The following is a 14,524-nucleotide window of genomic DNA, read 5'->3' as shown; positions in this document are numbered from 1 at the left end:
ACCGGCTCACCCCAGCAAGATCGTCAGCAGCCGCAAACGAGGGGTGTCACGTCCGGCGACGTGCGGCGGGGTCGCGTTCAGCAATGTGTCGGGCGACCGCGTCGACGCCGGGGCGGGCGTACCGCTCCAGGGAGCGGACGGAGGCGTGGCGGGAGCGGGCCAGCAGCATGGGGGTGGAGGTGCCGCGCTCGGCGCCATCCGTCAGAGCACTGTGGCGGAGCCGGTGCAGCGTGAAGCCCTCCAGGTGGGCGATGTCCTCCGGGCTGGCGAGGGGGGGTTGGGGCCAGCAGCCGCGTGGCGTACTCGAAGATCTCCTCTGCCCGGCGTAGGACAGACGGCCCCGGTCGCCGCGGCGGACGAGCGCCCAAAGACGGGCGAACAGCTCGGCGGACGCACCACACGTCGTAGGACACCGCTCCGACACCGCTCCGACCTTGAGAACAAGCTGAGGGCTCTGCCCGCGGTCCGTCGTGCTCTTGGACAGTCTGCCTCCGGCGCCCGACGGGCGGTATACGGCACCGGCACCGCCGCGCCCGGCCGTCAAACTCCACCGTGGCGGAGGCGCCAACCCGCCCACGCCGAGGCGATCATCTCGTCGACATCGTGCCGCGCGGACCACCCCAGTTCCTTGACGATCAGATCCGCGGAGGCGACGACCCGCGCGGGGTCGCCGGGTCGCCGGGGCTCGGTCTTCGGGAGAAGGCCGGCGCGGCCCGTGTGGGCGCGGATGCGGTCGACCATCTCGGCGACGGAGACCCCTTCACCGCGGCCGATGTTCACTGTCAGGTCCCCCGCAGAACCGGCCGCGCAGGCCGTGGCGAGACGGCGCGCGGCGGCGAGGTGGGCGGAGGCGACGTCCTGGACGTGGATGAAGTCGCGTACGCACGTGCCGTCGGGGGTGGCGTAGTCGTCACCGAAGATCCGCGGAGACTCTCCCGCGTCCAACTTTTCGAAGACCATCGGAACCAGGTTGAAGACGCCGACGTCGGCGAGCTCGGGCGCGGCCGCCCCGGCCACGTTGAAGTAGCGCAGGCAGACCGTGTTGATGCCGTACGCCGCACCGGCCGCGCGGACCAGCCACTCGCCGGCGAGCTTTGTCTCGCCGTACGGATTGATCGGCCCGCAGGGAGTGTCCTCCGTGACGAGGTCCACATCCGGCATGCCGTACACCGCCGCGGAAGAGGAGAAGACGAAGTGCTGGACGCCCGCCGCCGCGCAGGCGCCCAGCAGGACCTCCAAGCCCTGCACGTTCTCCCGGTAGTAGAAGAGCGGCTGCGCGACCGACTCGGGAACCTGCTTCTTCGCGGCGAGGTGGACGACACCGGTCACGCCGTGCTCCGTGATGGCCGCATCAAGCGCCGCGCGGTCCAGCGTGGAGCCCTTCACCAGCGGTATTTCCCGCGGCAACCGCTCGGGGATGCCGGTGGAGAGGTCGTCGAAGACGACCACCCGCTCTCCGGCTTCCGCCATGGCACGCGCGACGTGCGCCCCGATGTAGCCCGCTCCGCCTGTGATCAACCACGTCGTCATGAGCGCCACCCTAACGACGGGGAGCGACACAGTCCGAAGCCGCGTGACGTCGCTCGTTGATCTCCTGTCTTTCGCTTCCCTTTTTCTTTCCTCTCTCTCACCTGGTCTTTGTGGGGTGGTGCGTAGCGTGTTCAGGACGGTGTGCGCCGCGCGGCATACAGGTGTGCCCATCGGCAAAGCGGCCGCAGGATTTCAGTACTTGAACATTCGAGACTCTCATTGCCCCTCGCAACACCACCCGTATTGGTCCCGTCGTCATCAGGAAAAGTCACTTCATGACTATGTTCAGCGTCATCGTCACCGCCCTCAATGCGCAGGGCTACCTCCGGGAGTGTCTCGAGAGCGCCCTGAACGGGGCGGGTGCTGACACCGAGGTCGAAGTCGTCGTCGTCGACAACGCCTCGACAGACGCCAGCAGAGCCATCATCGACGAGTACGCCGAACGGGACGAGCGGGTGCGGGCCGTGTGCCTGCCACGTCGGCTGCCGGCCGGTGCCGCGCGGGTGGCCGGAGCCCAGATGGCCGGCGGCGACTACGTGTTGTTCCTGGAGGGGCACGACTCCCTCATGCCGGATGCGCTAATGGCGCTGGCCCGCCGCGCCGAAGACACCGAACGGCCCGACGTGATCGTCTTCGACCACGTCCGTTCGACCTGGTCCAACTCTTCGATCGGCAGCGGCGACGGGCGGTTGTTCATGGCCCCCGGCAGCGGGGTCTTCACTATCGAGGCGCGGCAGAAGACGCTGAACCTGACGCCGACGATCGCCAATCGCGTATTGCGCACCGACTTCTACGCCGCGCACCAGGAGTTGTTCGGCCAGGACGAGTACACCGAGGTGCTCCCGGCGATCGGCTCGTTGCTCGCCGCCGAACGGATCGCGATCACCGAGGCGGTGCTGGTGCGCCGTAATGCGCGCGAGGTACCGCTGGGCGAGGAAGGACACTACAACCTCTTCCGACAGTACGAGGCGCTGTGGAAGCTGCTCGGCTCCGGGCCCGCGATGACCGAGGCCGCTCGGATCGTCTTCAGCGGCATGGTCCGCCGCTACCTGAAGGTGCTCACCCTGACGGGGATATCCGACCGGGATCAGGCGGAGTTCTTCCACTGCGCCTCCGCGCACTTCCTGCGCTACAAGCCCGCCGACTACCAGCGGCCCGCCAACCTCAACGGCGTGCGCCACGCCATGCTGGAGCACGACTCCTACTCCGGCTACCGAGCATTGCAGCTCGCCAACCGCAAGCGCCGCAGCGTCCGCACCCTCGCAGCCAAGGCGAAGAAGAAGGCCGCCGAGGTGGCGAAGGAGGGCGCGTACCGCGAGCAGTTGCGCCATCCGATCGAGGAGGACCTCGCCGTCTTCTCCGCTTACTGGGACCGCGGCTTCACCTGCAACCCCGGCGCGATCTCCGCCAAGCTCGGCGAACTCGCCCCGCAGATGCGCCAGGTGTGGGTGGTCCGGCGCGACGACGTGCCGCTGGTTCCCGCCGGGATCGACTACGTGGTGCCCGGCTCACGCAGGTACTGGAGCGTGCTGGCACGTGCCAAGTACCTGGTCAACAACGTCAACTTCCCTGACTCGGTGATCAAGCGACCGGGCCAGATCCATGTGCAGACCCACCACGGCACGCCGCTGAAGCGGATGGGCACCGACCAGATCCCGTACCCGGCCACCTCGCGTGGCGTGGACTACGAGGCGTTGCTGGAGCGGTGCGCCCGCTGGGACTACAGCGTCTCCGCCAACCGGCATTCCACCGAGACCTGGTCGCGTGCGTACCCAGTACCGTTCACCTCGCTCGACTACGGCTACCCGCGCAACGACCTCTACTACACCGCGACCGCCAAGGACGTGCTGCGCATCCGCGAGCGGCTCGGCATCGCGCCCGGCAGGAAGGCACTGCTGTACGCGCCGACGCACCGGGACTACGAGGCCGCCTGGACTCCGCGGCTCGACCTGGAGCGGTTGGCGAAGACCCTCGGTCACGATTTCGTCCTGCTGGTGCGCGGCCACTACTTCTACGACCGCGGCCTCTCCCCGCTGCAGGAGCTGCACCGGCGCGAACTGATCATTGACGTCTCCAGGTACGACTCCGTCGAGGAGTTGGGCCTTGCATCCGACGCGCTGATCACCGACTACTCCTCGGTGATGTTCGACTACGCCAACCTGGACCGCCCGATCGTGGTCTTCGCCGACGACTGGGTGACCTATTCCGCCACCCGTGGCGTCTACTTCGACCTCACCGAGCAAGCCCCCGGCGCGGTCGCCCTGAGCCAGGACGATATCGAGCGGTTCTTCCTGGACGGCGGCTGGCGGGACGAGGCCACAGCGGCCAAGCGGGCCGAATTCCGGCGCAGATTCTGCGAGTTCGACGACGGGCATGCCGCCGAGCGGGTCGCGCGCCATGTCTTCCTCGGGCAGGAGGCTGTCCCGCCGGTCATTCCGCTCGACCAGCGCGTGCCTGCCCCGACCCCCGAGTCGGCCGCCGCCTCGTACCCGTCCGCATAGGTGACGCCCGTGACCAGCTTCGCCCACGACTCCACTCACCGAGCATTTCCCACCGGAGGATCCATGGCCAAGGCGGCCCCCGACGTCACCGTCACAGTGATCGTGTACAACGACGCCGAACGACTGCCGCGCGCGGTGGAGTCATTGCGCCGCCAGAGCCTGCGCAACATCGAAATCATCATCAGTGACGACCATTCCACTGACAACACCCCTGACGTGGCACGGGCATTGGCGGCTCAGGACGACCGCATCATCTACCACCGCCTGCCGCAGAACAGCGGTGGGTGCAGCGCCCCGCGCAACGCGGCGATGGAGATCGCCAGGGCGCCGTACCTGATGTTCCTCGACAGCGACGACACACTCCCCGAGCGGGCCTGCGAGATCCTGCTGGAGGCGCTGAGTGCCGACAGTGAGGTCGACTTCGCGATGGGTGCCGTCGAGCGGGTCCGCACCGACACCGGGACTCTTTCCTACTGGCACCCGCACCTGTTCGAGCGCACACGCACGGTGCGTGGCATCCGACGCGAGCCCAGCGTGCTGTTTGAGCACCTGTCGACCAACAAGATGTACCGCCGGGAGTTCATCGACCGGCACACGCTGCGCTTCCCGCTCGGCATCCATTACGAGGACCAGCTGTTCTCGGCGCAGGCGTACTGCCTCGCCCGCGCCTTCACCATCGTCCCGGACCCGGTCTACAGCTGGTACATCTCACCGTTCGAGGCCACTGACGCGCTGTCCATCTCCAACCAGCGCCACCGCATCGAGAATGTCCGCGACCGGGTCGATGTCGCGAGGCTCATCGACGACTTCCTGGTCGACAGCGGTCACCAGGAGATCAAGCCCGACAAGGACTTCAAGTTCCTCAGGCACGACCTGCGGATGTACACCGGCGACCTGCCGTACCGCACGCACGACTGGATCAAGCAGTTCAGCGACGAAGTCTCGCCGTACCTCGACACGCTCGCCCCCGAGGCGTTCCAACGCCTGCCGCGAGACCAGCGGGTCGTCATCCAGCTCGTGCGCGAAGGGCGGTTCGAGGAGGCGCAGCTAGCAGCGCGCGGCATGGACCGGGCGGCCGGACCGCGTGAAGTCACGGAGGACGCCGCAGGGCGCGTCTACTGGGGTTCGGTGATCCCTGCCGACCCGGATTCCGCCCGCGAGCTGGAGATCACCGATCTGGCCCCGCGTATCCGGCCGTTCCGCAACGCCCTGGTGCGACACGAGATCACCCGGGTCACGCCGGCCTCCGGCTCCCGCATCACCCTGGACGTGCGCACCTACGACCCGGGAAACCAGTTGCCGATGGGCTCGGTCGTAGCGACGATCCACCTCGCGCCCGCGAGAAAGCGACTCAGCACCTCCTTCCGGCTCGACCCGGTCCACCCGGGGCTCTTCGAGGGCACCGTCACCATCGATCTCGGTGCAGTCTCATTTCCGCTGCAAGGCTTCTCCGGGGTGCGCCATCCCGTGCTCACCATCTCCCAGCACCGTCAGAAGAACACCGGCGTGCTGCTCGCCCCGCTGAACTTTCCCCGGCTGAGCAAGAAGGTCACCCACCGCCGCGGCATGGCCGAACACCACGTCACCGTCGAGCCCGAGGGCCACGGCGGCGGCCGTCTCAAGATCACATGGGAGCGCGCGGGACTGCTGGCGAAGGCGGAACCGCACCTGCCCACGCTGCGCAAAGCCGCGGGACCCGGCCTGCGCCAAGCGCGCGGTGTGATCCGCGGTCTGGTGAAATAGCAGCCGGTCACTTCCCGTTGTGATCACCAGCAGCAGACCCAGGCACGGTGATGACGTGCCGCTTCCCGCCGTCGAACCCGTGCGAGGCGGTGGGACAGGACTCTCTCGTGCCGCCTCGGCGACGCCCTCGAGCTCCGCTGCATGCGAGAGGCTGGGGGCGTCGTACGACGTCTCAGGAGTCGCGGACCCGGAGCAGGACCTCGCCACTACGGCTGGTTGCGACCTGCCGGACCTCGGGGTTCTTTGGGGAGAGCCCGTTGCCCGGGGTGTACTGGATCACCCAGCGACGTGACATTGGCGCAGCAGCGCCAGACGTTCGGGACGCAAGTTCTTCTTGGCGAAGTAGCACTTAAAGAGCGATTTGTCCCGCCAGGGCTGTTTGGCGTCGATTGGTAGATCGAGTCAGTGTGGGGCCTGTGGGGCGGGTGCGTCTGATGCGGAGCCAGGGACTCGTGTCGTCGTCCGGCGTCCCCGTTTCCTTCGGTTCACTCCTGTCTGATCCCAACGCGCCTCCGGCTGACCTCGTTTGCGCCCTGGGGAGGCGGTCTGCTCGACGGTAATACCGACACATGACGCGACACCGCTCGTATCCCAGCATCTCCGACAACGTCGGCGGCATGCACCTGATGTTCCACATAGCCGCCACCAACCCTCGCGTGACCAAGCGTGGGCCGACACCGGCTACGTCCACAGCGTGGGGAGCGCGAGGACGGCGCAAGGCTGCGACCGCATCGTCAAAGTCCGGTTTCGCCAACACTCTCACTCAAGTGTCTTCCCTTCTCTCGGGTCGGTTGGGTATCTGCCGTCAGGAGTTCGACGAGAAGCGGATAGCGGCGTCCGGAATCGACGCGCGGCCCCTCACACGCACTCCGGCGAGCAGTTCGTTGTCCCCGCCGATCTCGGCCTGGTCTCCGATCACGGCGTTCTCCAGCACTGTGCGCGGGCCGATGCGCGCTCCCGAACCGACCAGGCTGGAGCGTACGTACGCACCCGCCTCAATCCGTGCACCGTCGAGCACGATCGAACCTTCGACCACCGCGTCGGCAGCGATGTGCGCCCCCGCGCCGACCACCGTGCCGCCGAAGAGCTTGGCGCCGTCGTCGACGTGTGCCCCCGGCATCATCAGGTACTCGCCCACCCGGCCGGACAGCACCGGGGAGGGGACAACTCCGCGCACCAGGTCGGCGGATGCCTGGATCAGCGCCTCAGGCCGGCCCAGGTCGAGCCAGTACGTCTGGTCGACCACCCCGTGCAGCAGAGCCCCGGAGGCGAGCAGCCCGGGGAAGGTCTCGCGCTCCACCGAGACCGGCCGGCCGGCCGGGATGGTGGCAATGACCGAGTGACGGAATACGTAGCACCCGGCGTTGACCTGGTCGGTGACGATCTCCTCGGGGCGATCGGGCTTCTCGGTGAAAGCCAGCACACGCCCGGCTGCGTCGGTCGGGACCAGGCCGAACGCACTGGGGTCCTCGACCCGGGTGAGGTGGAGCGTGACGTCGGCGCGCGCGGCGCGGTGCTGCTCCACCAGAGCGGCGATGTCGAGCCCGGTGAGGATGTCGCCGTTGAAGACCAGCACCGGCTCCTCGGGGCCGCAGCTCAGCGCCGTGGCGGCGTTGCGGATCGCGCCGCCGGTGCCAAGCGGTTCAGTCTCGTGCACGTACGTGATGCGAAGGCCGAAGTCCGCGCCGTCACCGAAGTACGGCTCGAAGACCTCGGCCAGGTAGGAGGTGGCGAGCACCACATGGCCGACGCCCGCGGCCCGCGCCCGGCCGAGCTGGTGTGCAAGGAAGGGCACCCCGGCGGTCGGGACCATCGGCTTCGGCGTGTGTTCCGTGACCGGGTGCAGGCGGGACCCCTTCCCGCCGACCAAGAGGATGGCTTCCATTGACTATCACCTGTCTTGCGAAGATTTCGGAGTGCTCGGGGGGTTGACGGAAGGTGCGGTGCTGCGCGCCATGACGGATCAGCGCGGGAAACGGCCGCGTAAGGGATGCCGGTTTGCCGGTGGGCCGCCACCCCGCACTGAGAAAGCAGGCTCTGCCGCAGCGGGAACTTGTGCCTCCGCGGCCATGCGCTGGCGACGCGTACCGCGTGGGCTACCGGAACCGCCGGATCAGCCTGCGGGCTCGCCCTCCGGTGAGGCGGCCCAGCCCACGGGCACTGTCCACCACACGTAGCCTGAGGGCCGATCCCGGCGTCACGTGTACCTGCACGAACAGTGGGCGTCCCAGACGTACGACGGCCCGGCGGCATGCCTGCTCGGCCCCCGCGGCGCGCACCTCGGCCTGCACGGCCTCGCCCCCGGCACACCGCACTTCGGCCGTGATGCCCCAGGCCATCAGGTCCGCCGGACCGGTCAGTTCACTGGTCCGCAGCCGCGCCTCCGCGGCCCAGCCCTCTTCGCCCGGGACCAACGGAACCTCGCTGACGCGATCGGCACGCGTCCCGGACCGCTCCCGAAAGACGACGCGTACGGTCTGCGGGGCGACGGTGGCAAGCCTGCCGTACAGGTCATGCACCCGCAGGGTGAGCCGGGTGACCCGACCTGTCGTCACCCGCCCGTCGATCGCTATCGGCAGTTCGCGGGGGGCCAGTTCGTCGAGTCCTTCCAGGGGAACGGACGCCGGGCCCGGCCCGAACACGGGCGTGGAGCCGTCGGTGCTGTACGGCGGCGCCAGGCGCGGCGGCCGGGCCGCCAGCTCCACCAGGCGGCCGATCTCCGCGGGCTCGGGCAGTGCCTCCACAACGCGGCCGAGCCACTGGGAAGGCACACGTGCGGCGGCGTACCCGGCGGCGCCGAAGGTCCTGAGATATCCACCGGTCACCTTCCACCAGTTCTCCTGATACTCCCTGCTACGCAGTGGCAGCTCTCTTGTGTACATGGCCACGTCGTAGTCAAGAAACTTGCCTTGCGCGGCGGCCACCAGATCCGGGTGTCCGGCCGTCCGCAAAACCTCCACGGCCTGCCGGTGGGCAGCCACCCGGTGCTCCCAGTTGGAGATCACCGCGCGGCGCAGGGAGATGGACAGACTCGGCGCCTGCCTGCGGACGTGCCAGACGTAAACCGGGGTGTCCACGATCGCGAGCCGCGGCTGCGCGGCGTAGAGCCGGGCGGTGAAGACGAAGTCCTCGTAGTGGAAGGCACCACCCGGAAACCTGACGTTGTGCTCGGCGAGAAAATCCCGGCGGTAGAGCTTGTTCACCGACAGCGTGTCCCACAGGAGCCCAGGCTGCTGTCCGATCCCTTCGAGTACCTGACCCGGCAGTTCAGCGCCGGCAGACCGGTCGAAGAGCTGGGGCTGCCACCCCGCGGTCCGGCCGTCGGGCAGTTCACGGCGCAGGCACTGGCCCGCCACGACATCGGCGTCATGAGCGTCCGCGGCCGCCAGCAGCGCGTCGACGGCACCGGGCGGGAATGTGTCGTCGCTGTCGAGGAACATCACGTACTCGGAACGTGCAGTAGCCATGCCGTCGTTGCGCGGGGTTCCACAGCCGCCGCTGTTGCGCTCCCTTGACAGCACCCGCACCCGGTCGTCGTCGGCGAAGGCGAGCAATGCGCCCCGGGTCCCGTCGACCGACGCGTCGTCGACGACGATGACCTCGGCCACCGTCTCTCCCTGAGCGAGCGCCGAACGCACCGCGTCAGGTATGTGCTCCGCGTCGTTGTAAACGATCACCACGACACTGACGCGCCCGGTGGTCGCGCATGCTCGGCCGGACCGGTTCCGTACGGGGACCTCAGCGCCACGCGCTGTGCTGTCGCGCATCACGATGAAACCGCCGAGTGAGCTGCGAGGCTGATGTCGGTGCTGATCGCGCCGTTGGCGCCGAGGGCGTGGCGCGGCTGGAAATCGAGCTTCATGCGGACCCCGGGGTCGAGTGAATGCGAGACCTCGTGGCCGGACAGGGCGACGTCATACGCCAACGGTCCGCCGGTACTCGCCAGGACTCCCCCGAGCCTTGCGTCGCGATGTAAGAGGAGGGCGCGAAATAAACTAGAGCGCGGTGGGAACGCGACCGCGTGGCATGCAGGCGTCGGAACCAGCCCGCGCAACGAGCTGCCGGCGTGGCTGTCCGTGGCGCGGGCCCAGTTGAATGCCGCCCGTCCCTGGCTCAGTTGCGAGCGCGCGCGGTCAGCGGCGGCGGGCGGTCTCCAGAAAACGGCGCAGCCGCCTGTCCACCGGCTTCTCCACCCATCGGGCCACCGCGTGGGACAGCGCCAGCAACACCACCAGCAGCGCGATCAGCAGCGGCCACCGCGGAACGTCGTGGCGAAACGCCCGGATCGCGGTGTACCCGATCTCGTCGTGGAGCACGTACAGCGGGTACGTCATAGCGCCCGCCGTGCTGAGCCAGCGCACGTCGAGGCGGGCGAGCGGGCCGATGACACAGAGCACGAGCAGCGTCAGCAGCACGGTGAAGACCGCGACCGAGCCGAACCAGGAGACGTGCCAGCCCAGGGCGTTGGAGGTCCACGTGGAGCGGCGGGCCAGCTCGTGGACCTCGACCAGCCAGGAGAAGCCGAAGACTGCCCATGTCTCGGCACGCGAACCGAAGCGACGGATGAGATACAGGCAGACGCCCATGATGAACGGCTGGCTGTACGACGGCTCGAAAACCGCGTCCCACGACGCGGAGCCAGAGAGCTCTGCCGGGATCGACACCAGCGTCCACGCCAGGCAGAACAACAGCACCCGCCGGTACGTCGCGCCGAAGAGGAGCACCACTGCGAACAGCAGGTAGAACCGTATCTCCGACCACAGCGTCCAGTACACGCCGCTGACCTCGGAAACTCCCAGGGGTCTTTCGAGCATGGTCAGGTTGACCAGAACAGCCCGGTGCGACTTCGGCTCGTTCACGGTGGGAGACAGGGTGAGCACGGCCGTGGTGGCCAGCACGCCCAGCCAGTACGCCGGATAAAGGCGCGATATGCGAGAGGCAGCAAACTGGCGCATAGTACGGCCCCACCCCGACAAGCAGATCGCGAACCCGCTGACGGCGAAGAAGATCTCAACGCCGAGGTACCCGTACTGCGCGAGGTGGTGCGCTGCCGGGAACACCTTGGTGGTGGGCATCCCCCAGGCGCCCCGTGTGCTCCCGGCGCCGGAGGCGACGAAGTGGTATGCGACCACCAGCAAAGCGGCGACCAGGCGAAGCCCGTCCACCGCGAACAGGCGGCGGCCGACCGGAGAAACACACTCCGGTGGGTCGAGATAGCGGTGCAGGCGCCGGGTGATGCGGGCGGGCGGTGCGTGGCGGTAGTCCGCTGTACTCATACGCGAGCTGTGCTCTTCTCCTCGACTGCGTCGTGCTCGTTACCACCGTGTTCCTCGCCATGCCTACTCGAAGTAGGCCCTCAGCGTCTCGAAGAGGGACGTCTCAGCGTCGTCGTCCGGATCCTCATTCTCTGGCAGTGAATCTGTCAGGTCGCTCAGTGCGTCGTCGGACTCGTCACCGTCACGTGTGATGGACGTCAGCCTGCTCATGTTCCCCTTCGGGGCAGCTTCCACGGCATGCGGCTCACCCCGACGTACCGCTCGGGGGCACACGGGCGCGGCAACCGGTCCCTGGGAGCTGCAGACGGAACCAGCGCGCCGCGCGCCGCGCGCCGCGAGCAGGAAACGGCGAGACGGCAGCCGTCAACACGCTGACGAACGGAGGTAAGCCGACGCCGTGGTGACAGTGAGAGTCGAGTGAGAAGCGTCGGTCCCGTTGTCGGCAACGCTGCACGACCGTGCTCACGCTCACGGTCGTGCAGGCCACGGCCCCGGTCAGCTGGTGCCTCGCAATGCGGATCACCGGCGGCACGAACTGGCAGGACCAGTCCGCGGCCCGGACGAGGTGGGCCGGCGCGGCGTGCTTCCGACGACATGCTGGGCAGGCCGGCCCGCGCCGAGGCGAGCTGAGGCTGCCGGCCGGCACGCAGGGCACGAGCTGCGCACCCCGCTCACCTCATCACGGACGAACATCGCCCTGCTCCGCCGACCGGACGAGCTGTCGACACAGGCCAGACCGGAACTCAACTGGTTCGGTCGCCGCCTGCCCGGCGTAGTTCTCTTCGAACTCGATGAGGCTCAGGCAGCCGAGTCGTTGCTGGACGCGTCGGCTGTCCTAGAAGCCGTCGCTGGCCCTGTTGCCCAATTTGTTTATGCTGCTAGTCAACTTGAACTCGTGATGTCGAAGGACCCCTACCTGACCGCTGGGTATCGGGCGCCCGCCGGAACACGGCCTTCGTCTGATAGGGCGCCGGATCGGCGACGGCGCCGGCGTTCAGGTCGAGCGCGCGCAAGGTGCGCGGGGTGACGAGGGCGGCGTTCGCGAATGCGTCGCGGTCGCCGGTCGTGGCTTCGGCCTCGTGGAGGCCGCTCGGATGCCTGTCGCATCGTCAGTTCTGAATGCGGTAGCGGTGTTCGGGGCGGCCGTTGGTGCCGTAGCGGAGTTCGAGGCGGACCGTGCCCTCCTTGACGAGGTAGGACAGGTAGCGCTGGGCCGTGGCGCGGGAGACGCCGGTCGCCTCGGCCGCATCGGCGGCCGACAGGGCGCTGTCGGCGGTTCGCAGGGCCTGGTGGATCGTGGTGAGGGTGGGCGCGGAGTGGCCTTTGGCCGGGATCCGGGGGATGGCCGGTGGGCGGGCGGCGCTGAACAGGGCGTCCACGTCGGCCTGGTCGGCTGTGGTCGTCCGGCTGAGGGCGTCGACGCGGTCGTGGAGCTGACGGTAGGCGTTGAGCCGTTCGGCGAGGTCGGCGGAGCCGAACGGTTTCACCAGGTAGCCGACCGCACCGAGTTTCATCGCGGCACGGACGGAAGTGATGTCGTGGTCGGCGGTGATCATGAGGGCGTCGGGGCGGGTGTCGTCCTGGTCCTGGCTGAGCCGGCGCAGGATGTCGAGTCCGCTGCCGTCGGGAAGGAAGATGTCGAGCAACAGCAGGTCCGGGTGCAGGGTGCGGACCGCTGCCAGCGCTTCGGCCAGATTCGCCGCCTCGCCGACCACCTCGAAGCCCTGGATCCGGCGTACGTAGTCGCTGTGGATGTGGCTGACGCGGAAGTCGTCGTCCACCACGAGGGTGCGGATCATCGGCGGTCGCCTCCCTCCGCCAGCGCGGCCGTGAGCAGTGCGGCCTGCGATGACGGTGACGTGTCCGGCTGCGGCAGCAGGGCCGTGAATACCGCGCCCGGGCCTTCGCTGACCGTGATGGTGCCGCCGTGCCGCTGCACCAGCCGGTGGACCAGGGCCAGTCCCAGGCCGCGGCGTGCGGTGTCCCGTTCGGGGCGGGTGGACCAGCCGTCCTCGAAGATCGACTGGGCGGTTCCCGCATCGATGCCGGGGCCGTTGTCCGCCACCCGGACGGCGATCAGCTCGTCGCCTTCGGCCAGTGTCAGCCGGATCCTGCGTCCCCCGCTGGCGGGTGGCGCCTCGGCCGTCGCTTCGATGGCGTTGTCGAGCAGGTTGCCCACGATGGTCAGCAGGCGCCGCAGATGTGGCGGGTCGTCGCCGAGTGCGGAGTCATCGGTGAGGGAGATGCGAACCCCGCGTTCGGCAGCGACAGTGGTCTTGGCGACGATGAGCCCGACCATCTGCGGGTTGCCGATGTGCCGGCGCACGGCCTCGGTCAGGGCCTGCCCAGAGCGGGCCGTATCGATGGCGAACTCGTATGCGGACTCGTGTTCGCCGATGTCCAGCAGCCCGGCCACGGTGTGCATCCGGTTGGTGAACTCGTGCTGCTGGGCCCGCAGGGCGTCGGTCAGTCCGCGTACGGAGTCGAGTTCGCGCAGCAGGCCGATCAGCTCGGTGCGGTCGCGGACGGTGACCACGGCGCCCAGTTCACGGCCGTGCAGGGCGACCGGCATGCGGTTGACGACGAGGCAGTGGTCGTCGGTCAGGACGCTGACGTCGGTGCCGGTCAGGGTGCCGTCCAGGGCGCGGCGCAGTCGGCCGTCCGGCAGCACCTCCTCCAGCCGGTGGCCGAGCGCGCTGCCGAGGCCGAGCAGTCGCCTGGCTTCGTCGTTCACGACGGTGATCCTGCCGTCGGGGGCGAAGGCGACGACGCCTTCCCGGATGCCGTGCAGCATTGCCTCTCGGTCCTGCAGCAGGCCGGCGATCTCCTCCAGCTCCAGGCCGAACGTGGTTCGTTTCAGCCGCCGTGCCAGCAGGTAGGCCGCTGCAGCGCCGATCGCGGTGGCGATCGCGGCGTACAGCGCGAAGGTGGGCAGCTCGTGCCACAGCTCGCCGAGCACGTCGTGTTCCGGGAGACCCACGGACACCTCGCCGGCCAACGCCCCGGAAGGCCCGTACAGCGGGACCTTGCCGTTGGCCGACCGTCCGGTCGCACCCTGGTCGGTGCCGACGTGCGGGCGGCCGTCCTTCACCACCACCGGTTCGGCCACCGGGTCGCCGATCAGGTCCGGTATGGGGTGCGAGTGCCGTATACCGCGCAGGTCGATCACGACCACGTACGAGGCCCCGGACGCCCGGCGGATCCGTTCGGCGACCGTCTGCACCACGTCACCGCCGCCCCCGTCCTCCATTGCCTGCTTGACCTGCGGCTCCGCGGCCATGGTCCGGGCGATGTCCAGGGCCCGCTGCTCGTAGGAGCGGTCGAGTTCGGCCCGCTGCGCGAAGGCGAACAGGACGTAGCCGATCAGTCCGGTCAGCGCGAGGATGACCAGCTGGTTGGCGAAGATCCGGGTGGAAAGCCTGCGATTTCCTCCGCGGTCTGTCCGGAATCGCATGGGTATCACGGGTGCCTCTT

Annotated in this window: 11 protein-coding genes; 2 read left to right on the top strand and 9 right to left on the bottom strand. The window is 68.6% G+C overall.

All coding sequences use genetic code 11. The annotated features are described in order from the left end of the window. Window positions 1–46: 46 nt before the first annotated feature. Window positions 47–424 carry a hypothetical protein gene (locus OG456_RS33805; protein WP_266567742.1) on the bottom strand — a complete coding sequence of 126 codons (378 nt, stop codon included), beginning with the start codon at window positions 422–424 and terminating at the stop codon, window positions 47–49. A 116-nt stretch (window positions 425–540) separates the two neighbouring features. Then, window positions 541–1,530: a UDP-glucose 4-epimerase GalE gene (galE, locus tag OG456_RS33800; RefSeq protein ID WP_266567740.1), complete on the bottom strand. Its 990-nt coding sequence runs from the start codon at window positions 1,528–1,530 to the stop codon at window positions 541–543. 275 nt (window positions 1,531–1,805) lie between these two features. Here galE and OG456_RS33795 point away from each other — a divergent pair, with 275 nt between their 5' ends. Next, entirely contained in the window at window positions 1,806–4,031 is a 2,226-nt protein-coding gene (locus OG456_RS33795; RefSeq protein ID WP_266567738.1) for a bifunctional glycosyltransferase family 2 protein/CDP-glycerol:glycerophosphate glycerophosphotransferase, read from the top strand. Window positions 4,032–4,094: 63 nt separating this feature from the next. Then, a complete protein-coding gene (locus OG456_RS33790) occupies window positions 4,095–5,774 on the top strand; it encodes a glycosyltransferase family 2 protein (protein ID WP_266569518.1) in 1,680 nt (559 codons plus the stop codon). Between the two features lie 805 nt (window positions 5,775–6,579). Here OG456_RS33790 and OG456_RS33785 read toward each other — a convergent pair. From OG456_RS33785 to OG456_RS33755, 7 genes are all read right to left on the bottom strand, one after another. Next, entirely contained in the window at window positions 6,580–7,659 is a 1,080-nt protein-coding gene (locus OG456_RS33785) for an NDP-sugar synthase (RefSeq protein ID WP_266567737.1), read from the bottom strand. A gap of 211 nt (window positions 7,660–7,870) precedes the next feature. After that, complete coding sequence (locus tag OG456_RS33780) at window positions 7,871–9,454, bottom strand: glycosyltransferase (RefSeq protein WP_266567736.1); 1,584 nt, start codon at window positions 9,452–9,454, stop codon at window positions 7,871–7,873. Window positions 9,455–9,540: 86 nt separating this feature from the next. Then, complete coding sequence (locus OG456_RS33775; RefSeq protein ID WP_266567734.1) at window positions 9,541–9,699, bottom strand: hypothetical protein; 159 nt, start codon at window positions 9,697–9,699, stop codon at window positions 9,541–9,543. A 208-nt stretch (window positions 9,700–9,907) separates the two neighbouring features. Beyond that, the gene (locus OG456_RS33770) at window positions 9,908–11,050 is read right to left on the bottom strand and encodes an acyltransferase (protein WP_266567732.1); all 1,143 of its coding nucleotides are present in this window, start codon (window positions 11,048–11,050) and stop codon (window positions 9,908–9,910) included. Window positions 11,051–11,113: 63 nt separating this feature from the next. After that, window positions 11,114–11,260, bottom strand: a complete 147-nt coding sequence (locus OG456_RS33765) for a hypothetical protein (protein WP_266567730.1) — start codon at window positions 11,258–11,260, stop codon at window positions 11,114–11,116. An 899-nt stretch (window positions 11,261–12,159) separates the two neighbouring features. Then, the gene (locus tag OG456_RS33760; protein ID WP_266567728.1) at window positions 12,160–12,849 is read right to left on the bottom strand and encodes a response regulator; all 690 of its coding nucleotides are present in this window, start codon (window positions 12,847–12,849) and stop codon (window positions 12,160–12,162) included. Beyond that, window positions 12,846–14,504, bottom strand: coding sequence for a sensor histidine kinase (locus tag OG456_RS33755; RefSeq protein ID WP_266567726.1), 1,659 nt, complete (start codon window positions 14,502–14,504; stop codon window positions 12,846–12,848). The genes OG456_RS33760 and OG456_RS33755 overlap by 4 nt, the downstream gene beginning before the upstream one ends. Between the last annotated feature and the right edge of the window lie 20 nt (window positions 14,505–14,524).

Origin of the sequence: Streptomyces sp. NBC_01446, assembly GCF_026340095.1 — a bacterium.
Classification (GTDB): Bacteria; Actinomycetota; Actinomycetes; order Streptomycetales; family Streptomycetaceae; genus Streptomyces; species Streptomyces aureus.
This window is presented reverse-complemented; position numbering and strand designations above follow the sequence as displayed.

Excerpts from the sequence above, each read along its gene's own strand:
- galE (WP_266567740.1), bottom strand. The coding sequence starts at position 1,530 with ATGACGACGTGGTTGATCACAGGCGGAGCGGGCTACATCGGGGCGCAC.
- OG456_RS33795 (WP_266567738.1), top strand. The coding sequence starts at position 1,806 with ATGACTATGTTCAGCGTCATCGTCACCGCCCTCAATGCGCAGGGCTAC.
- OG456_RS33790 (WP_266569518.1), top strand. The coding sequence starts at position 4,095 with ATGGCCAAGGCGGCCCCCGACGTCACCGTCACAGTGATCGTGTACAAC.
- OG456_RS33785 (WP_266567737.1), bottom strand. The coding sequence starts at position 7,659 with ATGGAAGCCATCCTCTTGGTCGGCGGGAAGGGGTCCCGCCTGCACCCG.
- OG456_RS33770 (WP_266567732.1), bottom strand. The coding sequence starts at position 11,050 with ATGAGTACAGCGGACTACCGCCACGCACCGCCCGCCCGCATCACCCGG.
- OG456_RS33765 (WP_266567730.1), bottom strand. The coding sequence starts at position 11,260 with ATGAGCAGGCTGACGTCCATCACACGTGACGGTGACGAGTCCGACGAC.
- OG456_RS33760 (WP_266567728.1), bottom strand. The coding sequence starts at position 12,849 with ATGATCCGCACCCTCGTGGTGGACGACGACTTCCGCGTCAGCCACATC.
- OG456_RS33755 (WP_266567726.1), bottom strand. The coding sequence starts at position 14,504 with ATGCGATTCCGGACAGACCGCGGAGGAAATCGCAGGCTTTCCACCCGG.